The organism is Halopelagius fulvigenes (assembly GCF_055398025.1).
Window position 1 is genome coordinate 851358 of record NZ_AP043846.1, and the last position, 19264, is coordinate 870621.

General features: G+C 68.3%; 21 protein-coding genes and 1 pseudogene. 11 read left to right on the forward strand and 11 right to left on the reverse strand.

Annotated elements, in window-relative coordinates; translation table 11 throughout:
* Nucleotides 1-132: 132 nt before the first annotated feature.
* The 4 genes and pseudogenes from ACZ522_RS08915 (at nucleotide 133) to cofG (ending at nucleotide 4229) form a co-directional block, all read left to right on the forward strand.
* Nucleotides 133-1317 carry a tubulin/FtsZ family protein gene (locus ACZ522_RS08915; protein WP_379692764.1) on the forward strand — a complete coding sequence of 395 codons (1185 nt, stop codon included), beginning with the start codon at nucleotides 133-135 and terminating at the stop codon, nucleotides 1315-1317.
* Nucleotides 1286-2088: pseudogene (locus tag ACZ522_RS08920) on the forward strand (DUF4398 domain-containing protein). The gene ACZ522_RS08915 and the pseudogene ACZ522_RS08920 overlap by 32 nt, the downstream one beginning before the upstream one ends.
* Nucleotides 2089-2139: 51 nt before the next feature.
* On the forward strand, nucleotides 2140-2802 hold the full coding sequence (cofC, locus tag ACZ522_RS08925; protein ID WP_379694526.1) for a 2-phospho-L-lactate guanylyltransferase: 663 nt from the start codon (nucleotides 2140-2142) through the stop codon (nucleotides 2800-2802).
* A 269-nt stretch (nucleotides 2803-3071) separates the two neighbouring features.
* Entirely contained in the window at nucleotides 3072-4229 is a 1158-nt protein-coding gene (gene cofG, locus ACZ522_RS08930; protein WP_379692762.1) for a 7,8-didemethyl-8-hydroxy-5-deazariboflavin synthase subunit CofG, read from the forward strand.
* A gap of 203 nt (nucleotides 4230-4432) precedes the next feature.
* Here the strand turns inward: cofG and ACZ522_RS08935 are convergent, their stop codons facing one another.
* From ACZ522_RS08935 to cofH, 3 genes are all read right to left on the reverse strand, one after another.
* Nucleotides 4433-5044, reverse strand: a complete 612-nt coding sequence (locus ACZ522_RS08935) for a hypothetical protein (RefSeq protein ID WP_379692760.1) — start codon at nucleotides 5042-5044, stop codon at nucleotides 4433-4435.
* 116 nt (nucleotides 5045-5160) lie between these two features.
* Complete coding sequence (locus ACZ522_RS08940; RefSeq protein WP_379692758.1) at nucleotides 5161-5709, reverse strand: metal-dependent hydrolase; 549 nt, start codon at nucleotides 5707-5709, stop codon at nucleotides 5161-5163.
* 9 nt (nucleotides 5710-5718) lie between these two features.
* Entirely contained in the window at nucleotides 5719-7116 is a 1398-nt protein-coding gene (gene cofH / locus ACZ522_RS08945; RefSeq protein ID WP_379692756.1) for a 7,8-didemethyl-8-hydroxy-5-deazariboflavin synthase subunit CofH, read from the reverse strand.
* Between the two features lie 219 nt (nucleotides 7117-7335).
* Between cofH and ACZ522_RS08950 the strand changes: the two genes are divergently transcribed.
* Nucleotides 7336-7848: a DUF5518 domain-containing protein gene (locus ACZ522_RS08950; protein WP_379692755.1), complete on the forward strand. Its 513-nt coding sequence runs from the start codon at nucleotides 7336-7338 to the stop codon at nucleotides 7846-7848.
* Nucleotides 7849-8042: 194 nt separating this feature from the next.
* On the opposite strand, the gene ACZ522_RS08955 is transcribed toward ACZ522_RS08950, so the two are convergent.
* A complete protein-coding gene (locus tag ACZ522_RS08955) occupies nucleotides 8043-8759 on the reverse strand; it encodes a Sir2 family NAD-dependent protein deacetylase (RefSeq protein WP_464391818.1) in 717 nt (238 codons plus the stop codon).
* Nucleotides 8760-9014: 255 nt separating this feature from the next.
* Here ACZ522_RS08955 and ACZ522_RS08960 point away from each other — a divergent pair, with 255 nt between their 5' ends.
* From ACZ522_RS08960 to ACZ522_RS08970, 3 genes are all read left to right on the forward strand, one after another.
* The gene (locus ACZ522_RS08960) at nucleotides 9015-10037 is read left to right on the forward strand and encodes a phosphoribosylaminoimidazolesuccinocarboxamide synthase (RefSeq protein ID WP_379692751.1); all 1023 of its coding nucleotides are present in this window, start codon (nucleotides 9015-9017) and stop codon (nucleotides 10035-10037) included.
* A gap of 64 nt (nucleotides 10038-10101) precedes the next feature.
* Complete coding sequence (locus ACZ522_RS08965; RefSeq protein WP_379692749.1) at nucleotides 10102-10236, forward strand: hypothetical protein; 135 nt, start codon at nucleotides 10102-10104, stop codon at nucleotides 10234-10236.
* A gap of 37 nt (nucleotides 10237-10273) precedes the next feature.
* Nucleotides 10274-11509, forward strand: a complete 1236-nt coding sequence (locus ACZ522_RS08970; protein ID WP_379692747.1) for an outer membrane protein assembly factor BamB family protein — start codon at nucleotides 10274-10276, stop codon at nucleotides 11507-11509.
* 26 nt (nucleotides 11510-11535) lie between these two features.
* On the opposite strand, the gene ACZ522_RS08975 is transcribed toward ACZ522_RS08970, so the two are convergent.
* Nucleotides 11536-12561 carry a formyltetrahydrofolate deformylase gene (locus ACZ522_RS08975; RefSeq protein WP_379692745.1) on the reverse strand — a complete coding sequence of 342 codons (1026 nt, stop codon included), beginning with the start codon at nucleotides 12559-12561 and terminating at the stop codon, nucleotides 11536-11538.
* Nucleotides 12558-12755 (reverse strand): hypothetical protein, encoded by a 198-nt coding sequence (locus tag ACZ522_RS08980; protein ID WP_379692743.1) that lies wholly within the window; start codon nucleotides 12753-12755, stop codon nucleotides 12558-12560. Before ACZ522_RS08980 ends, ACZ522_RS08975 begins: the two co-directional genes overlap by 4 nt.
* Before the next feature lie 61 nt (nucleotides 12756-12816).
* On the opposite strand from ACZ522_RS08980, the gene purS reads away from it, so the two are divergent.
* Both purS and purQ read left to right on the forward strand, forming a co-directional pair.
* On the forward strand, nucleotides 12817-13068 hold the full coding sequence (gene purS, locus ACZ522_RS08985) for a phosphoribosylformylglycinamidine synthase subunit PurS (RefSeq protein WP_379692741.1): 252 nt from the start codon (nucleotides 12817-12819) through the stop codon (nucleotides 13066-13068).
* A gap of 94 nt (nucleotides 13069-13162) precedes the next feature.
* Nucleotides 13163-13846, forward strand: a complete 684-nt coding sequence (purQ, locus tag ACZ522_RS08990) for a phosphoribosylformylglycinamidine synthase I (RefSeq protein WP_379692739.1) — start codon at nucleotides 13163-13165, stop codon at nucleotides 13844-13846.
* A 284-nt stretch (nucleotides 13847-14130) separates the two neighbouring features.
* Here purQ and ACZ522_RS08995 read toward each other — a convergent pair whose 3' ends face one another.
* Nucleotides 14131-15207, reverse strand: coding sequence for an archaeosine biosynthesis radical SAM protein RaSEA (locus ACZ522_RS08995; protein WP_379692737.1), 1077 nt, complete (start codon nucleotides 15205-15207; stop codon nucleotides 14131-14133).
* Nucleotides 15208-15388: 181 nt separating this feature from the next.
* On the opposite strand from ACZ522_RS08995, the gene ACZ522_RS09000 reads away from it, so the two are divergent.
* Nucleotides 15389-17329 (forward strand): aldehyde ferredoxin oxidoreductase family protein, encoded by a 1941-nt coding sequence (locus ACZ522_RS09000; protein WP_379692735.1) that lies wholly within the window; start codon nucleotides 15389-15391, stop codon nucleotides 17327-17329.
* 86 nt (nucleotides 17330-17415) lie between these two features.
* Here the strand turns inward: ACZ522_RS09000 and ACZ522_RS09005 are convergent, their stop codons facing one another.
* The 4 genes from ACZ522_RS09005 to ACZ522_RS09020 all read right to left on the reverse strand — a co-directional run bounded on the left by ACZ522_RS09005 (nucleotide 17416) and on the right by ACZ522_RS09020 (nucleotide 19263).
* Complete coding sequence (locus tag ACZ522_RS09005) at nucleotides 17416-17754, reverse strand: AzlD domain-containing protein (RefSeq protein WP_379692733.1); 339 nt, start codon at nucleotides 17752-17754, stop codon at nucleotides 17416-17418.
* Nucleotides 17754-18488: an AzlC family ABC transporter permease gene (locus tag ACZ522_RS09010; protein WP_379692731.1), complete on the reverse strand. Its 735-nt coding sequence runs from the start codon at nucleotides 18486-18488 to the stop codon at nucleotides 17754-17756. The genes ACZ522_RS09005 and ACZ522_RS09010 overlap by 1 nt, the downstream gene beginning before the upstream one ends.
* A 110-nt stretch (nucleotides 18489-18598) precedes the next feature.
* A complete protein-coding gene (locus ACZ522_RS09015) occupies nucleotides 18599-18985 on the reverse strand; it encodes a DUF8048 family protein (RefSeq protein ID WP_379692729.1) in 387 nt (128 codons plus the stop codon).
* A gap of 2 nt (nucleotides 18986-18987) precedes the next feature.
* Nucleotides 18988-19263 carry a MoaD-like domain-containing protein gene (locus ACZ522_RS09020; RefSeq protein WP_379692727.1) on the reverse strand — a complete coding sequence of 92 codons (276 nt, stop codon included), beginning with the start codon at nucleotides 19261-19263 and terminating at the stop codon, nucleotides 18988-18990.
* Nucleotide 19264 lies beyond the last annotated feature (1 nt).

Here is a 19264-nt window from a genome sequence, read left to right on the forward strand (position 1 = left end):
GACTCGTTAACAACACGGTTACGTCCGGCGATTTACCCCGTTATAGTCACCTAAGCAGATATTCCTCCATCACAAAACTTATATCTACGTTGATGTTCGCATATATTCAATGGCGAGGGGACCGGAGAAACGATGAAGCTCGCAATGATCGGATTCGGGCAGGCTGGGGGAAAAGTAGTCGATAAATTCGTCGAATACGACAAGCGTCAAGGGTCGGGCATCGTCCGCGCGGCCGTGGCAGTCAACTCGGCGAAGGCAGACTTGATGGGACTCAAACACATTCCGCAGGACCAACGCGTGCTCATCGGGCAGTCGCGCGTGAAGGGCCACGGTGTCGGTGCCGACAACGAACTCGGCGCCGAAATCGCCGAGGAAGACATCGACGAAGTTCAAGGTGCCATCGACTCGATCCCCGTCCACGAAGTGGACGCGTTCTTGGTCGTCTCCGGACTCGGAGGCGGTACCGGGAGCGGCGGTGCGCCCGTACTAGCGAAACACCTGAAACGAATCTACACCGAACCCGTGTACGGCCTCGGCATCCTGCCGGGCAGCGACGAGGGGGGAATCTACACCCTCAACGCCGCGCGGTCGTTCCAGACGTTCGTCCGTGAGGTGGACAACCTCATGGTGTTCGACAACGACGCGTGGCGGAAGACCGGGGAGTCCGTACAGGGTGGGTACGACGAGATCAACGAGGAGATAGTCAACCGCTTCGGCGTCCTGTTCGGCGCCGGAGAGGTCGAACAGGGGGGCGAGGTCGCAGAGAGCGTCGTCGACTCCTCCGAGATCATCAACACGCTCGCCGGCGGCGGCGTCTCCACCGTCGGGTACGCCTCCGAGACCGTCGAGGGGTCGGGCGGTTCGGGCGGGGGACTGCTCTCTCGACTCACCGGCGGCGAGGAGGACACGAATCTCGACACCGCCCACACGACCAACCGAATCACGTCGCTCGTGCGTAAAGCGGCGCTCGGACGCCTCACGCTCCCCTGCGAGATAGAGGGAACCGAACGCGCCCTTCTGGTGATGGCCGGCCCGCCGGAGCATCTCAACCGGAAAGGTATAGAGCGCGGGCGGAAGTGGATCGAGGAGCAGACCGGGAGCATGGAGGTCCGCGGCGGCGACTACCCCATCCGAGGGGCCGGGAAAGTCGCGTCCGTCATCCTGCTTTCGGGCGTCACGAACGTCCCGCGCATCAAGGAGCTCCAGCAGGTCGCCATCGAGGCGCAGGACAACATCGACGAAATCCGAGAGGAGAGCAACGACAACTTGCAGAACCTAATCAACGATGACGAAGACGAGCTTGAATCGCTGTTTTAAGCTCGCGTTGGCCTGCGTGCTCGTCCTCTCTCTGGCGGCCGTCCCAGCGGCGGCCGTCTCCGTCGGGGACGACGACGTTCCCGCCGAGAGCGAAGTCGGTCAGCAGGTCACCGCGACGGTGACGCTCGACGAACTGTACAAGGACCCGCAGCTTGAGTCGTGGACGCTCGCGGGCTCTACCGAACTGACCGACGTGACCTGGACCGTCGTCTACTACGACCAGACCGGCGCGAAAGTCGGACAGGACGAGTTCGACGGTCAGAACTTCAGCGGCGTGGACGTCTCCGCCGCCGACGGGACGAGCGAAGTCGAGGTGACCGTCACCGGCACCGTCCCCGAGGTGGAGTCGTACAGCTACGACCCCGCACAGGAGTTCACGGCGATGCAGCTGACGCAGACGCGCTCCGGCGGGTCCTCGAACGAGATAGGCTCGTGGTCCACGCACCACTTCACGCAGGAGAGCAACGACGCGCGCGCCGCACTCGACGACGCGAAGTCGGCTATCGAGAGCGCGTCGGGCGCGAACACGAAGGAGGCCGAACAGCAGCTCGCCAACGCGGTGGAAGCCTACGAGGGCGGGGAGTTCGGTCTGGCGACGACGCTGGCGAACGAAGCGCAGACGAAAGCGCAGAAGGCACAGAAGTCGAGCCAGACGAAACAGCTCGCGATGTACGGCGTCGGCGGTCTGCTCGTCTGCTCGTCGTCGCCCTGTTCGTCGGTGGGTTCCTCTACTGGCGGTCACAACAGGACACCTACGACAAACTGGGCTAACGCCCGCTCGAACGCACTTTTTTTAGTGGCGCTCGCTCGAACGTAGTGGCGATGCGCGTCGTCGTCCCGTACGCCGGTCGCGACCCGAAGAGTCGGCTCTCCGAGCGTCTGACCGAGTCGGAGCGGCGAGCGTTCGCTCGGGCGATGTTGCGCGACGTTCTCGACGCTATCGAGGCGGCGGGACACGACCCGGTGGTGTTGGCCACCGAACCCGTCTCGGTTTCGGACGCCGACGTCGTCGTGGACGACAGACCGTTGACGCCCGCCGTCAACGCCGTCCTCGCGCGCCTCGACGGATCGGACGGCGACGGCCCCGCCTTCGCGGACGTGGCCCGCGACGGCGAGGTGGCGGTGGCGATGGCCGACCTCGCACTCGCCACGCCGGAGGCTGTGCGGCGACTCGCGGACGCCGAGGGCACGGTGGTCGTCGCGCCCGGGCGCGGCGGCGGGACGAACGCACTCGTCGTCCGCCACCCGGAGTTCCGCGTCGATTACCACGGCGCGTCCTACCGCGACCACCGCCGCATCGCCGAGGAGGTGGGGGCGTCCGTCCGCGTGGTCGATTCGATGCGCCTCTCGACCGACGTGGACGAACCGTCGGACCTCGCGGAGGTCTTGCTCCACGGCGGCGGGGAGTCGCGGCGGTGGTTACGCGAGGCCGGGTTCGAACTCAACATCCGCGGGGGGCGCGTCGGCGTCGTTCGGGAGGCGTAACCGCAGGTTTCCTAAACTATCTGCCAGTAAAGACATATGGGTAGAGACGAATCGTCACTGTGCGCGGCACGTCGGGTGTTCCGGCACACCGGTTGAACCGCACTGTCGCGCGTCGCCCCATCCCCTGTCTTCGCGGACGGACCTCCCGCCGTCCGTCCTCTCGCGGAAGCGCCGCCGCGCCCCCCCGTCCCGCGGCGGCGCCGTGCGCTCCCCGTTTCCCCCTGCGGGGAGTGTACACCCTTTTGTGCCCTCGGGTCGCACCCGAACGCATGTTCCCCGGCATCGACGAGTACGACGTGTCCGTCGACGTAGACGAGGGCGACGTCGAACGACTGCTGGCGGCGTCCCCGGCGGACGTCGAGGCGGCGCCGGAACTCACGTTCTCTCGGAACATCTTCCTCCCGTTGACGACGGCCTGTCGCTACACCTGCACGTACTGCACCTACTACGACGTGCCGGGCGAGGCGTCGTTGCTCTCCCCCGAGGAGGTGCGGCGGCGACTGCGCGTCGGCGCGGACGCCGGGTGCACGGAGGCCCTCTTCACCTTCGGCGACAAGCCCGACGACCGCTACGAGGAAATACACGCCCAGTTGGACGAGTGGGGGTACGACGACATCCTCGCCTACCTGCGCGACGTCTGCGAGATGGCGATGGAGGAGGGACTCCTCGCGCACAGCAACCCCGGCGACCTGACGGAGGCGGAGTTCGAATCGCTCGCGCCGGTCAACGCCAGCATGGGCGTGATGCTGGAGACGACTGCGGACGTGCGGGCCCACGCCGGGACGCGCCGGAAGACGCCCGGCCAACGACTGAACACCATCGAGGCCGCGGGCGAAGTCGGCGTCCCGTTCACCACGGGCATCCTCGTCGGCATCGGCGAGACGTGGCGCGACAGGGCGGAGAGTCTGCTGGCGATTCGCGAACTCCACGAACGGTACGGCCACGTGCAGGAGGTCATCGTCCAGAACGTCGTCCCGAACGAACGCTCCGACTTCGAGAAACCGTCGGTGGAGACGATGCGCCGCGTCGTCGCCATGGCGCGCGTCGCCCTCCCCGAGGAGGTATCGGTGCAGGTACCGCCGAACCTCTCGCCGACGCGCGAACTCCTCGACTGCGGCGTGGACGACTTGGGCGGCGTCTCGCCCGTGACGGACGACTACATCAACCCGGACTACGAGTGGCCCGCCCTGCGGGAGCTCCGCGACATCGCCGACGAGGCGGGCGTCCCCCTGTACGAACGTCTGCCCGTCTACGACCGCTACCTCCCCGGATCTCACCGACGCGAGGACTTCGACGGCCGCGAGGCCCCCGGCGAGTGGCTTTCGCCCGCCGTGCGGGACGCGATAGCGGCGGACGACGTTCACGGCGAACGCTACCGCGGCGTCGCGCGCCGCGACGGCCCCCTCGCGGTCGGTGCGGACGACTGACGGTCCGACGCCGGCGTTCCCGGAATCCGAGAACCACCGGCGACTGCCTTAGCCTCGCCCGCGAAGGGTACCCTATGTGTCAGATAGACGCGCCGTGGGCCGTCGCCGTCCCCGGTCCGATTCCGTTCTGCGAGACGTCCCGCCGGTCCGCCGCCGACCGCCGTCGCGGCGGCTAAGCGCCGAGGAACGCTCCGTTTCGCGCGTCAGCGAGACCGGAAGAACGAGACGACGGTCACGACGGCGGTCAGAACCGGCGGGACGGGGAGTTCGACCCGGCCGGAGAGCTGCGGGATGCGCTTTCGCGCCAGCGTGTACAGCGCGCCGACGACGAGGAGCGCGACCGTTCCCCCCCGAACGGCCGGGCCGTAGAGGACGAGACCCGGAACCGCCAGGACGGCCGCGAGCGCGAAGTCCTCCGGCGCGCCGTCGTAGCGAACCCAGCGACGCGGTGCGACCCACCCGCTGGCCGACCGGAGGTAGACGCCGCGGTTCGTCGCCGCCTCCCACGGGCGCGCCTCCGAACTCCCGCCCGCCACGTCGAAAACCGGGTGGAGCGTCGCGGCGACGGAGAACGCCGCCGCCGCGGTCGAAAGCGCCGACGGGGCGACGAACGCGAGGGCGAGACAGGCGAACGCCGCGACGGCGTACGCCTCCGCGACGTGGAACGTCCGGCGGTGTTCGCCGACGACCATGTCGATGTCGGGGAAGACGCTCCCCGCCACGGCCCCCGCGAGTGCCGCGGGCGCGAGGTCCGGCGCGAGGAGGGCGACGGGCGCGGCGAGGGCGAGGCCGACGGCGACGTGCGTCATCGCCATCATCGGCGACCACCCGGACCCGCGCGACGCCTCTCCGTACTCATCTCACAGCGATTCAACCGCCACCGACGTATATCTCTTGCGCGACGGGATTCGTCGCGGCGACCGTCGCCGGGTCAGATGCCGAGCACGTCGGGGACGCGCTTTCTGAACACCGTGTAGGCGAGAGCGAGGAGGACGCCGACGACGACGACGAGGCGGACACCGCCGTCGAAGACGTAGGCGGCCGGGGCGGCGAGGGCGACGGTCAGGAGGAAGTCCTCCGGCGCGCCGTCGTAGCGGACGACGTACTTCGGGCGAAGCCACCGCCGGAGGGGGTGGACGTAGACGGCCCGCGGCGACGTTCGCTCCCACGGGCGGAGTTCCTCGCCCGCGCCGAACCAGTCGGAGATCGAGTGGAGGCCCGCGGACAGCAGACAGAGAGCGAGGGCGACCGAAAGCGGCGTCGGTGCGGCGAACGCGACGATAGCGGCGAGGACGCCAGCAAGCGTGTAGTAGACGGGGAAGTGGAGCGTCCGGCGGTGGACGCCGACGAACAGGTCGAAGTCGGGGAGGACGCCCCCGACGAGGGCACCCGCGACGGCCGGGACGGCGAGTTCGGGGGCCCTCGTCGCCACGGGTACCGCAAGGAGGAGTCCCGCCGCGGCGTGCGTCGTCACCATCACGGTCCGGCCTCAGTCGTCGGCGGGGGCCGTCGAACCGGTGCCGTCCGGTCGGTCCGAGAGCATCGGCGTGCCGTCGGCGCGGGGGCCGAGCGTCGGGCCGTGCGGGCCGTCGTCGGGGTCGATGCGCCGTCGCTCCCTGTAGTCGGTCGAGCGTTCGACCGGCGGGCGGCCGATGGCCGACACCATCGCCACGTAGTCGTCGAACGACCGGTACTCGCCGTACCCGCCGCCCGCGCGCTTGGTGATCTCCTCGGAGAGGATGGTCCCCATGAAGTCGTTCGCGCCGCAGTTGAGTAGTTTCAGCGACTTCGCGTTCCCGAACTTCACCCACGACGATTGGATGTTCTCGACGTTGTCGAGGAACAGGCGCGAGACGGCTATCATCAGTTCGTCCTCGTCGTCTGACGCCCCGCCGGTGACGAGTCCGCGGTCGTACAGGGGGGTGTTTTGGTGGACGAACGAGAGGGGGACGAACTCCGTAATGCCGCCGGTGCGGTCCTGCAGGTCCCGAATCACCTTCAGGTGCATGACGCGGTGGGCCTCGTTCTCGACGTGACCGTACATGATGGTGGCTGTCACGTCGAGTCCGGCGGCGATAGCGCCCTCCATGCCTTCGACCCACTCCTCGGTACCTATCTTCCCGGGGCAGATGACCTCGCGCACCTCGGGGACGAGAATCTCCGCCGCGGTGCCGGGCGCCGAGGAGAGGCCCGCCGCCTTCAGTTCGCGGTAGACGTCCTCGTAGGACCAGTTGGTGCCGCGCCGCGCGTGGTACGCCTCCTCCGGCGTCATCGAGTGGAGGTGCGCGCCGCCGACGGACATCGCGCGCATCTGTTCGACGTACGTGCCGGGGTCTTTGTCGTACGCCGCCGGCGGTTTGTAGTCCGCCTCGGCGTAGGGGTCGTCGTAGGTCTCCAGAATCTCGCGGTGTTCCTCGTTGAGGACGAACGCGGGGTGGAGACCGGAGACGGAGGTGACCTCGTAGATGCCCGTTTCGAGGGCCTCTTCGACGATTTCGCGGGATTCGGTGGGCGTCTTCGTGAACCCGGTGTGCTCGCCCTCGTAGTCGGACTCGAACTGGTGGGCGGTGTTCTTGAAGTTACAGAACAGACAGCCCGTGTTGCACGCCGTCGTGACGTTGTTGTTCAGGTTGGCGACGAACGTCACGTCGTCGCCGACCACCTCCGCGCGGCGTCGGTCCGCGGCCTCCAGCACTTGCTCCTTGCGAACCGGGTCGATACCGGAAACGTCGGTTCCCGTCGTCATCAGTTCGATGCCGTCGGCGACGGTGAGTCGCGCGCCGTCTCGCGCCTTCGCCAACGCGTTCTCGAACGACTGGTCCGTCTCGGGCGTGTGTTCGAAGTCGAACTCGTCGGAGTTCGAGTCCGTCGCCGACGCGTCGGTCATGCTACGACGACACAATCGGCAGGCACAAAAATCGGCCGGTCGCGGCGGCGATGACCGACGGACGGCGACGAGGTGTCCGCCGAGTCGAACGAAGTCGCCACCGTCCGACGACGAGCACCCAGCGACGAACGCCGACGGCGGACCGCGAGCGACGAGCAGTGAGCGACGGACGGCGCGTCCGTGAGAGCGGTTATTACCGCGGCGTGCGTACCGTGGGGTATGAAAACGGAGCCCACGATAGAGACCGACTGGTCCGACGTGGACGACGGGCCGCGTTCGTCGAGTCGGCGGGACGCCCCCGCCGAGGGGACGGGGTTCTGGGTCAGCGCCCTCCTCGGCGCAGTCGTGAGCATCGTCGCGTCGTTCGTGCCGTTCTCGCCGATTCTCGGCGGGGGCGTCGCGGGGTACCTCCACCGGCGAAGCCGCGAGGCGGGCGCGCGAGTCGGCGCCGCGTCCGGCGCACTCGCCGCCGTCCCCCTCGTGGCGGTTCTCACCCTCGTCTTCGCCGCGTTGGGCTTCTTCACCGTCGTCGAGAACGCCGTCGCCGGAACGCTCCTGTTCCTGTCTCTCCTCGCGTTCTCCGTCGGCGCGACGCTGGTCATCTCGGCGGGACTCGGGGCCGTCGGCGGCTACCTCGGCGTCTACGTGCGCGAGGAGGCGGACGGCGGCGAACCGCCGCGGGCGAGGGACGCGAACAGGGACGAAGGGGACCGAGAGCGTTCGACGGCGTGAGGCCGTCCCGTTCGCGCCGTCACTCCCGAAAGGGGGCGCGAACGACGACGAGGACGACGACGACGAGCGTGAGGAGAAATCGCGTCGAATAGAATCGGCTCGGTCCGGTCGTCGCGTCGAGCGAACGCTCTCGCGCCTCGACCGTACCGGTCGAAGTTGGCGGTCGTCCGCTCGCGTGCGGACGGTTCGGCGTCTCAGACGGACCGCTTCGCGGCCAGACGCGCCTCGACCATCTCGACGAGTACCGGAAGCGCCTCCGTCGCGTCGCCGCGGACGACGTGGTGGGCGACGCGGTCCGTCTCCGTCGCGTCGAGGTTGACGACGGCGAGTTCCCCGCCGAATCGCGACGCCTCCTCGGGAAGCGACGCGGCGGGTTCGACGGTCAGAGACGACCCGACGGCGAGGAACAGGTCGCCCTCGCGGGCCATCCGGCGCGCGGCGTCGAACGGGTGGTACGGCAGTTCCTCGCCGAACAGCACCACGTCGGGCTTCATGAGGCCCTCGCAGGCGGGACACCGCGGCGTCTCGCCCCCGCGGACCGCCTCGAACGCCTCCGCTGCGGGCACCGTCGCGTCGCACTCGACGCAGGCGGCGCGCGCGGCGTTGCCGTGGAGTTCGATGAGGCGACCGGTGCCGGCCTCCTTGTGGAGGCCATCGGTGTTCTGCGTCACCACGGCGTCGAGGACGCCCATCTCTTCGAGTCGAACGAGGGCGTCGTGCGCCGGATTCGGTTCCGGGTCGGCGGCGAACATCCGCCCGTGCAGTTCGAGTCGGTCGCGCCAGAAACCGTCGGGGTCCGCTCGGAATCGGTCGATGCTGAAGTCGTCCGGGTCGAAGTCGGTGTTCCAGATGCCGCCCTCGCCGCGGAAGGAGGGGATACCCGACGCCGTGCTGACGCCGGCCCCCGTCATCGCAGTCGCACTCTCGGCGGTCGCCAGCGCGTCCGCGACGTCGCCGAGGGTATCTCGGCGGCTCGCCGAACGTCGTCCGGAGTCGCCGCCAAACTCGTCGTCCATACTACCAGTAGAAAGTCCTAGATGAAAAGTGTCGCGCCGATCCGGTTATCAAGGCAATAACCACGAACGTGCATATGAAATGCCCCGTTAACGGGGTCGGTGGGCACGGAAGTGGAAGGTTACTTGTGCGATGGGGGGCCACGGAGGCACATGACCAGCGTGAAGGAGTTCCGAGTCGAGGAGTCTCCAACGGCCGACGAACTCGGACGGGGGCGGTTCGTCTTCACCGACCAGTACTCCGTGTTCGACTGGGGCGAGATGCCCGACCACATCGAGGGGAAGGGCGCGTCCCTCTGTACGATGGGCGCGCACAACTTCGAACTTCTCGACGTGAACCACGTGCCGACGCACTACGTGGGGGTGGTCGAAGACGGCGAGGTGAAGGAACTCGGCGAGTGCGAGGAACCGCCGACGGAGATGGCGATCGAACTGACGCAGGTGCCGGACCTCCCCTACGTCGGCGACGGAGCGTACGACTACGACGCCTACCACGAGGCGGCGGGGAAGAACTACCTGATTCCGCTCGAAATCGTCTTCCGGAACACCGTCCCCGTCGGGTCGAGTCTCCGCAAGCGCGGAACGCCCGCGGCGTACGGCCTCGACTACGAGGAGTGGCCCGACGAAGCGGTCGAACTCCCCGAACCGGTCGTCGAGTTCTCCACCAAGTACGAGGAACAGGACCGGTATCTGGACCGCGGGGAGGCCGACGAAATCGCCGGCGCGGTCGATATCGACCGCCTCGAGGAACTCGCCCTCGCGGTCAACCACGTCCTCAACGGCCGCGCGGAACGCGGCGGGTTCGTCCACGAGGACGGGAAGATAGAGTGTCTGTACCACGACGGAACCGTCAAAGTCGCGGACGTGGTCGGCACGTTCGACGAGAACCGCTTCTCCTACGAGGGCCAGGAGGTGTCGAAGGAAGTCGTCCGGCAGTACTACAAGCGCGCGGACCCCGAGTGGGTCGACGCCGTCTCGGAGGCGAAGTCCCGCGCGGACGCCGAGGGCGTCGCCGACTGGCGGACCCTCTGCGAACGCGACCCCGAACCGCTTCCCGCGGACGTCCTCGACGCGGTGGCGGAGATGTACGCCGCCGGGACGAACGCCTACACCGGCGCGGAGTGGTTCGACGCGCCCGGCGTCTCTGAGGCCGTCGAACGCGTCCGGGACCTCTGATCACTCGAATCACGACTGGACGACGCGGACCGCCCGTTCGCCGAGGCCGGCGGCGCCGACGACGGTGAGTACCCCCGCGCCGACGAAGGCCGCCCGCGACGAACGCCCATCCGCCGTAGAGGACGAAGGCGAGGCGGCGGAGTCCGGAATCCACGACGGACATCGCACGAGCCTCGGCAACTGCGTCGCGGCGACGTGACAGAAGACCTATTACTCCGTTTTTCGAGCGTGTCACCGTGCACCCTCCGACCCGCAGACGCGTCCTCGCCGCCCTCGGTTCCGCCGCCGCCCTCGGCACCGCGGGGTGTACCGGCCTTCGAGCGCGGTATCTCCCCCGCACGCACGAACGCGACGCCGACGTGTCGGGCGACTCCGGCCCGTGGCCGACGCTGGGTGGCGACGCCCGTCGGACGGCGTCCGCCGACGGGCCGGGACCGGACGCCGACGCCCGACTGACGCGCCTGCACGGGGCGAATCACTTCCCCGAGCGACAGGTCGTCGTCGGCCCGGATTTCTTCCTGTTCGTCGTCCGACGGTGGTTCGACCCGGGCGGCGGAGACGGAGACGACCCGTTCTCGGGCGTCATCGCGGCGGACCGAGAGGGGTCCGAGCGGTGGCGTCTCCCCACCGAACCCGACGTGGGAGTGCCGACGGTCGTCGGGAACACCGTCCTCGTCGAGGACACGAACGGGACCCGCGCCGTCGACGCGGAGACGGGCGCGGTGAACTGGCGCTACCGGAGCGGATACGGCTTCCCGCACGTCTCGCCCGCCGTCCGTCGAGGGCGCGTCTACGTCGGCGGCCGGCGGTTCCTCGCACTTGACGCCGCGACCGGCGAACGCCTCTGGCGGACGGACGTGGAGATGCCCGCCGTGCAGACGTGTTCGGCGACCGAGGACCGAGTCGTCGTCTCGAACGGGTACGACGGGAACGGCGGCGGTCTGTTCTGTCTCGACGCCGAGGACGGGAGCGTGCGGTGGGAGGCCGACGTGGCCGCCACCTACGACCCCGCGGCGGTGGGCGAGAAGCGGTGCTTCTCGGTCGACGAGGAGGGCGTCCTCTCGGCGGTTTCGATGGCCGACGGGAGCGTCGAGTGGACGCGGAACGGGGCGGCTGACGGCGACTACCTCCGGTACGAGCAACCCGTCCTCGCGGGCGGAGTCGTCCTCGTCGGCGGGTGGAACGCGCCGCTTCGTGCGTTCGACCGCGAGACGGGCGAGACGGCGTGGACCGCCGGCCCCGCCGACGAACGCCACTACGCGCCGGTCGCGGCCGAGGACGGCGTCTACGGCGTCACGTGGGAAGGAACCGTCTACGAAGTCGGGTTCGACGGGACCGAGCGCTGGCGTCGGTCGATAGCGCGGACGGTGACGTGCGCGCCGTCGGTGGCCGACGGAGCGCTCTACTTCGGAAGTCGAAGCGGCGAGACGGTAGAAGAGTGGCGGGGCGGGTTCGACCGCTTCGGCCCCTGAGAGTCGGAGAATCGGAGCGTCGGGCGTCAGTCGTCGGAGGGGTCCGGCGCCGCCTCGTCGCGGGCGTCGTCCGCCGGTTCGTCGTCCCCGTCCTCCATCTCGGGCGCGTCGGCGAGTGCGTCGCCGAGTCCGTCGACGGGGCGGTCCGGGTTCGCCTCGCGGGCCTGCTTCGTCATGCCGAGTTGGTAGTCGGACTCGTCGGCGTCCTGGCGGACGCTGGTCCGGCCGCGGTGGACGCTGACCGCGCCGTCGAGGTGGAGTTGGACCGCTTCGAGGAGGGCGTCGGCCTCCAGCGGTTGCCCGAGTTCCTTTATCTCCTCGACGCTGGCGTCGTCCGGCACGTCGAACGCCCGTTGGGTGATGATGGGGCCTTGGTCCAGGTCCGTCGTCACGTAGTGGGCGGTGACGCCCGCGATGCGGACGCCCTCCTCCTTGGCCTGCCGGTAGGCGGCCGCGCCGGGGAACGCCGGCAACAGGGAGGGGTGGATGTTGATGATGCGGTCCTCGTAGCGGAACACGACGTTCGGGCCGAGGATGCGCATGTAGCGCGCGAGGACGATGAGGTCCACGTCGTAGCGTTCGAGCAGTTCGAGCAGTTCGTCCTCGTCGGGCGACCCCTTCTCGTCGCCGATGTCGTGGAACGGCACGTCGTACTGCGAGGCCAGCGGTTCGAGGGAGTCGCGGTTCCCGATGACGACGGAGATGTCCGCGCCGAGTTCGTCGTTCGTCCACGCCTCGAAGAGGGCCTCCAGACAGTGCGACTCCTTGGTCGTGAGCACGGCGATCTGCTTCGTCTCGCGGTCCGACGGGAAGCGGACCTGCACGTCCACGCCGAGTTCGTCGCCGAGATCAGAGAGTGCGTCCCGGAGCGTCTCCTCGGTGCAGACCATCTCGGAGGTGTCCGCGTGGAGCGTCATCCGGAAGATGCCGTCGCGGACCGCCTGATCTAAGTCCTCGACGTTGATTCCGCGCTCGAACAGCAGGGTGGTGACGTTCGCGATAAGTCCGGTCTTGTCTCCTCCGATGACGGTGATCTCGGTCAGGTCAGTCATCGGTCCCACCTCCAGCTGCTTTCGAACGGAGTCATCGACGGTTCGAGGGTATCCGAACGCAAAAGGGTGTCCATCTCCGCGCGTCTTTCGGCCGTCGTCGCCGCGAGGCGGCCGTCTCCCCCGCGCTTCCGACTCGCCGACGCCGCTGCGCCCGCGCCGTCGCGGTCGGCCCCCGTCCCGGCCGTGTTCACCACGTTCGTGCATATCGAAGGCAGTCCAAAACGTCTTTTGCCCATGACCGCGCACCCAAACACGATGACGACCTACACCGCGACGGTGACGGTCCGCCTGAAGCGCGGCGTCCTCGACCCGGAGGCCGAAACCACGAAGCGAGCGCTCGAACGACTCGGCTTCGAGTTGGAGACGCTCCGCTCCGCGGACCAGTTCGAGGTGGACGTAGACGCCGAGTCGGCGGGCGAGGCCGAGGACCGCGCCGACGAGATGGCGGAACGACTCCTCGCGAACCCGACCATCCACGACTACGACGTCGAGGTGGCGGAAGCGTAGATGTTCCGCGAACTGACGGTACACGGAGGCGTCTCCCGATGACGGTCGCCCTCTCGACGCCGCCCGTCGAGGCGACGAACGGAGGCGTCACCCGATGACGGTCGCCGTCGTCCAGTTCGGCGGGTCGAACTGCGACAGAGACGCCGTGCAAGCGCTCTCGCACCTCGGCATCGACGCCGAACGGGCGTGGCACGAGGACGGCCTCCCGGACGACGTGACCGGCGTCGTCCTCCCCGGGGGGTTCTCCTACGGCGACTACCTCCGCGCCGGAGCGATGGCGGCGCGGTCGCCCGTAATGAACGAGGTTCGGGAGGCCGCCGAACGGGGCGTCCCCGTCCTCGGCGTCTGCAACGGCGCGCAGATAGGCTCCGAATCCGGCCTCACCGGCGGCGCGTTCACGACGAACGAGAGCGCGCGCTTCCAGTGCGAACGCGTCCACCTCCGGGTGGAGAACGCCGGCACGCCGTGGACCGCGGCGTACGAGGAGGGCGACGTGATAGAACTGCCCATCGCTCACGGCGAGGGTCGGTTCGAGATAAGCGACGACCGCTACGAGGAGCTAGAGGCGGCGGACCGCGTCCTCTTTCGGTACTGCGACGCCGACGGGAACGTCACCGAGGAGGCGAACCCCAACGGCTCTCGCGGCAACGTCGCGGGCATCCTCGGCGAACGCGACAACGTCGCCGTGCTGATGCCGCACCCCGAACGCGCCTGCCTCCCCGACGCGGGAGAGAGCACCGACGGTCGGGGCATCCTCGCGGGGTTCGAGGCCGCGTAATCGGCGTTCGAAGAGCGACGTTCGGTCCCGTCTCAGGGGACGACTTCGCTCGGCGAACTGGTGGCGATCCACGCGTCGGCGTTTTCTTCCGCGGAGATTTCCAGCCAACCGTCTTCGTAGTAGACCGTGTTGTACGTGTACATCGTTTTGGACGGGCGACGCCCTCGCGTGGAACCGTGCGCGGAGGCGTCGCACTCGGTCGAAAGCGAGGGCGGGAGAGAACAAGACTACGCGCCGCCTTCGCGGGCGGTAACGAGCGCCTACCGGAGTTTGCGGCCGCTTAACTACCGCGTCAGCGGCATCGAGTAACTCGTCTCCTCCTCTAGGACGACTTCCCACGTCCCCTCGCACTCGCAGGACACCTGCTCGAACACCGAGGGGTCCTGCCGCAGGTCGAAGTCCTTGATGGCCTTCTGCACCAGGTCGTCGCAGTCGCCGCAGTTGTGCGGGCCGCGGTCGGATCCGTGACCGACGGGATCGGAGACGACGATGGCGTCCGCGTCGGCGGTCGATTCCAGCACGTCGGCGACCGACCAGAGCCACGGCGGGCGGTAGCCGCCGTTGAAGTAGAGTTCGTCCACCATCGTGTACCGCTGGACGTTCGTCGGGTTCATCGAGACGGTGTGGCAGTTCTCCACCTCGGCGCACCGCCGGACGGAGGACTTCATGTCCTCGAGCGCCTCCGACTCGGTGAGGAACGGCGGCTTCATCAGCAGGTACGCCTTCACGCCCGCGCCGGCCTCCGCGGCCTCCGCGCAGGCGTCCTCGAAGTCGGAGAAGTCGAAGTACTTGTTCACGCAGTCGTGGCGCACCCGGTCCGTCGCCGTCTCCAAGCCGACGGCCACGTCCGTCTCCAAGCCGACGCCGGTGAAGTCCTCGAGTTTCTCGCGTTCCACGAAGTCCGGGAGCGACTCGACGACGATGCGCTCTCGGTCGGCGAACGTCTCGCCGATGGCCGCGCGCGTCTCCGCGCCGACCTCGCGTTCGTCGAGGAACGAGCCCGAGGTGTAGATTTTGACGAGTTCGGAGGGTTCCTCGGCGTTCTCCTCCTCGTGGTCGAGACAGACCCGAATCTGGTCCATCAACGCCTCGTGGGCGACGCTGCCGCCCTCGACGGACTCGGCGACGTACCCGCACATCGTACACCCGCCGGCGCGCGCCCAGCGACACCCGCCGGTGTTGAGGATGATAGTGAGCGACTGCTTGACGCCGTCCGGCGTGTTGTCCTCGTCTATCCAGACGCGCGTCGGTTCGTGCGGGTCGTATGTCCTGTCCTTGCGCGACCGTATCTCGCGCATCACCTGATTGTGGGCGTCCATGCCCTTCCCCCGCTCGTACACTTCGGGGCTCGGCTTACTCATTACGCTCCCGTACCCGACGAGTCCGTAAATCCGCTTCGTCTGCGTCGTCGCCGCAGAGGGGGTGCCCCCGCGCCTCTCGCAGCCGACGGAAATCGAACGACGGGACGGACGTAACCGCTCCCGGTTACTACCACGTGGTAACGACTAACAGGACGCGGGCCGTACTTAACCACGAACGACCATGACAGAGTTAGGAGGATTCCAGGACAACGTCGCTCGGGTCGACCTCTCGTCGGGCGAGGTGCGGTACGAGGGGATAGACGACGAGGACGCCAAGAAGTACATCGGCGGCCGGGGACTCGGCGTGAAGTACGTCTTCGACCAGGGGCCGGAGGTTGACCCGTTGGGGCCGGACAACCTCCTCGCGTTCGTGAACGGCCCGCTGACGGGGACGCAGGCCCCGATGAGCGGTCGAATCGCGGTCTGCACGAAGTCCCCGCTCACGGGGACGGTGACGGACTCCCACCACGGCGGGTGGTCCGGCGCGCGCCTCAAGTGGTCCGGGTTCGACGGACTGCTGTTCGAGGGGCAGTCGGACGACCCCGTCTACGCCGTCGTCGAGGACGGCGAGATCGAACTCCGGGACGCCTCCCACCTCTGGGGGAAGGGCGTCCACGAGACGCGGGACACGCTCGAAGAGGAGTGCGAGGGCTCCTACGGCAAGAACATGAGCCTCATGGCCATCGGCCCCGGCGGCGAGAATCAGGTCCGCTACGCCGCCATCCTCAACGAGGACGACCGGGCGTCCGGTCGCGGCGGCACGGGGTGCGTCATGGGGTCGAAGAACCTCAAGGCCATCGTCATCAAGTCGGGCACGAAGATGCCCAAGCCCGCGGACGCGGAGACGTTCACCGAGGGCTACCAGCAGGCGATGCAACTCATCACCGAGTCCGACGTGACCGCGCCGAACGAGGGCGGCCTCTCGCTGTACGGGACGAACGTCCTGATGAACCTGACCGAGGAGATGGACGGCCTCCCGGTGCGCAACGGGAAGTTCACCTCCGGGCACAGCGAGGCGGAGGCGATGCCCGACGACGTGAACGTCGACCCCGAGAGCGTCTCGGGCGAGAACGTCCGCGAGAACATCCTCGTGGACGAACCGACGTGTCACTCCTGCCCCGTCGCCTGTAAGAAGGAGACGGAGGTCACCGTCGAACGCAAGGGCGAGGAACTGAACGTCCGCGGCGAGTCCTACGAGTACGAGTCCGCGTACGCCCTCGGCCCGAACTCGATGAACGACGACCGCGACAAGATCGCGGTCATGATCGACATGTGCAACGACCTCGGTCTCGACACCATCGAGGCGGGCAACATGATCGCCATGGCGATGGAGATGACCGAGGAGGGCAAACTCGACGACTTAGACGAGGGGATCGAGTGGGGCGACGCCGACCACATGATGGACGTGTTGGAGGACATCGCCCACCGCGAGACCGAACTCGGCGACCTACTGGCGAAGGGCGCAGAGCGCATCGCCGACGAACGCGACGCCGAGGACAACTCGCTGGCCGTCAAGGGCCAGACGATTCCCGCCTACGACCCCCGCTGCATGAAGGGGATGGGAATCGGCTACGCCACCTCGAACCGCGGCGCGTGCCACCTCCGCGGGTACACGCCGTCGGCGGAGATTCTCGGCATCCCCGAGAAGGTGGACCCCTACGAGTGGGAGGGTAAAGGCGAACTGTGCGCTCTGTTCCAGGATCTGCACGCCATCTCCGACAGCTTCGACATCTGCAAGTTCAACGCCTTCGCGGAGGGCGTCGAGGAGTACGTCCTCCAGTACAACGGCATGACGGGCCGCGACCTGACGGAGGACGAACTGATGGAGACGGGCGACCGCATCTACACGCTGGAGCGCTACTACAACAACCTCGCGGGCTTCGAGGGGTCGGACGACTCCCTGCCGAACCGCTTCGTCGAGGGCGACAACGCCATGCCCGGACAGGGCGCCTCAGAGGGCGAACTGTGCGAACTCGACGAGATGAAAGCGGAGTACTACGAGCGTCGCGGGTGGGTCGACGGCGTCGTCCCCGACGAACGCCTCGAAGAACTCGGCATCGACGTCGGCCCCGGAACCGGCGTCTCCCGCGGCAGTGGCGGCGCGACGCCCGCGGACGACTGATTCGCCTTCGATCACTTTTTCCACGCCGCGTGCCGCACGCCCGACCCGCGAGCGTCGGGTACGCCGCGTTCGGCGGCGAGCGTCCCTCAAACCGCGAAGCGCAGGAGCCACAGCGTCACCATGCCGACGGAGATGGTGACGAGGAGGCTGTCGGCGTACCACGTCGCGGCGGCGGCGACGACGCCCGCGAGGAGGCGTTCGTTGCCGGGGCCGACGGCGACGGATCCCTCGACGACGACCAACGAGGGCGCGACGAGGGCGGCGAACACCGCGGGCGGGACGTACCGGAGTGCGCGCGTGACGGACGGGGGCACCTCGTCGATGCGGCCGAACAGGTAGACGAACGACCCCCGGATTGCGAACGTGGCGACGCCGGCGGCGACGATGACGGCCCAGATGGGGAGCGGTCCGTAGTCGGTCGCCATCAGTTCTCCACCTCCCCGAGGCCCGCGTCCGGCACCTCACCCGTGAGTTCCTCGGCGAGGACGCCCGCGAGGACGCCCGCGACGGCCCCGGCCATCAGGCCGAGGTTGAACGGGAACGCGAGGGCCTCGCCGACGACGGCGACGGACCCCCCGACGGCCGCCGCGGCGACGGTGGGCGCGTCCGAGACGACGGGGACGAGGAGGCCGAGGAAGACGAGGGGGACGGCGAACTCCAACCCCCACGAGGAGGGGAGGCCCGTCCCGAGGAAGACGCCCGCGACGGTACAGACCTGCCAGACGAGCCAGATGAAAAAGCCCGCGCTGAGGAAGTACCGCCGTCGCGCGGCGGCGTTCAGTTGCTCGTCCGCGTACCGGGCGATGGCGAGGGCGTACGCTTGGTCCGTCAGCGCGTACGAGCAGAGCGCCTTCCACCGAGCGCTGAACGACCGGAAGTACGGCGCGATGGAGGCGGAGTACATCGTCATCCGGAGGTTGATGACCACCGCCGTGAGGACGACGACGACCAGTTCCGCGTTTCGACCCAACAGGTCGATGGCCGCCAACTGCGAGGTGCCCGCGTACACGAGGACGGAGAGTCCCATCGCCTGCGCGAGCGAGAGGCCGGCCTCGACGGCGGCCACGCCCGAGACGAGGCCGAACGGGACGAGGCCGAGAGCGACGGGCGCCGCGTCGCGGACGCCGCGTCTGACCTCGGGAGGGACGCGGAGGTTCATGACCTGAGGCTTCGGCCGCGGCCACACAAACAGGTATCGTTTCGAAAGCCAGAGCGACGCTACCCTCTCGCAGTCGGTCGATTGTCTCGTTCGAGGACCGGGAACCTCGGTCAGACCGAGTCCCGACCAACGACGAGGGCCTCTCGTATCTCCAACGCGGTGACGAACTCCTCTCTCCGGTCCGCCTTCGACCCGATGCGTCGGAGTTGCTGGGCGTGCGCGCGCCTGAGTGCGTCGGCCTCGCGCGCTTCGAGGCCGAGTTCCGACCCCACCTCCTCCCAAAAGTCCGTCGGGACGAGGAAGACGGCGCGTTCCTCGTCGTCCTCGACGGTCTCATAGGTGCGTTCGTACTCGTCGAGTCTGGGCGCGAGGTGTCGTTGCGCCCGTCGGACGAGTTCGGGGAGTCTGTCGGGCGAGACGCTAGCTTTCGCCCCCGCGAGGACGAGTACGTCGCCGTCCAGAGGCAGTTCGGACCCGTCTACGGCGTCTTCGTCCACGGTTAGCCCCCGGCGCGCATGGCCTTCTGCGAGAAGCGTTCGACGAGTCCCTCGAGCACCTCGGGGTCGCCCTCGAACGACACCGTCACCTCCGTCAGCGACATCGTCGGCCCGATGGATACCTTCTCGGCGTCGAGCGTCGCCCGCCAGTCGTCGGCGACGACGGTGTCCTCGTCCGCCTCCTCGCCGCCCAAGTTCACGAGGTAGTGTCTGGCGAGTCGCTTGGAGATGCCGCGGAAGGACTTCTCGCGCGTGACCGTCGTCGCGTCGTCGGACACG

Coding starts and splice junctions, on each gene's coding strand:
- ACZ522_RS09000 (WP_379692735.1), top strand. CDS start 15,389: ATGACAGAGTTAGGAGGATTCCAGGACAACGTCGCTCGGGTCGACCTC.
- ACZ522_RS08955 (WP_464391818.1), bottom strand. CDS start 8,759: ATGACGGGGGCCGGCGTCAGCACGGCGTCGGGTATCCCCTCCTTCCGC.
- ACZ522_RS09010 (WP_379692731.1), bottom strand. CDS start 18,488: ATGAACCTCCGCGTCCCTCCCGAGGTCAGACGCGGCGTCCGCGACGCG.
- ACZ522_RS08960 (WP_379692751.1), top strand. CDS start 9,015: ATGACCAGCGTGAAGGAGTTCCGAGTCGAGGAGTCTCCAACGGCCGAC.
- purQ (WP_379692739.1), top strand. CDS start 13,163: ATGACGGTCGCCGTCGTCCAGTTCGGCGGGTCGAACTGCGACAGAGAC.
- ACZ522_RS08975 (WP_379692745.1), bottom strand. CDS start 12,561: ATGACTGACCTGACCGAGATCACCGTCATCGGAGGAGACAAGACCGGA.
- cofC (WP_379694526.1), top strand. CDS start 2,140: ATGCGCGTCGTCGTCCCGTACGCCGGTCGCGACCCGAAGAGTCGGCTC.
- ACZ522_RS09005 (WP_379692733.1), bottom strand. CDS start 17,754: ATGGCGACCGACTACGGACCGCTCCCCATCTGGGCCGTCATCGTCGCC.
- cofH (WP_379692756.1), bottom strand. CDS start 7,116: ATGACCGACGCGTCGGCGACGGACTCGAACTCCGACGAGTTCGACTTC.
- ACZ522_RS08935 (WP_379692760.1), bottom strand. CDS start 5,044: ATGGCGATGACGCACGTCGCCGTCGGCCTCGCCCTCGCCGCGCCCGTC.
- ACZ522_RS08950 (WP_379692755.1), top strand. CDS start 7,336: ATGAAAACGGAGCCCACGATAGAGACCGACTGGTCCGACGTGGACGAC.
- cofG (WP_379692762.1), top strand. CDS start 3,072: ATGTTCCCCGGCATCGACGAGTACGACGTGTCCGTCGACGTAGACGAG.
- ACZ522_RS08915 (WP_379692764.1), top strand. CDS start 133: ATGAAGCTCGCAATGATCGGATTCGGGCAGGCTGGGGGAAAAGTAGTC.
- purS (WP_379692741.1), top strand. CDS start 12,817: ATGACGACCTACACCGCGACGGTGACGGTCCGCCTGAAGCGCGGCGTC.
- ACZ522_RS08995 (WP_379692737.1), bottom strand. CDS start 15,207: ATGAGTAAGCCGAGCCCCGAAGTGTACGAGCGGGGGAAGGGCATGGAC.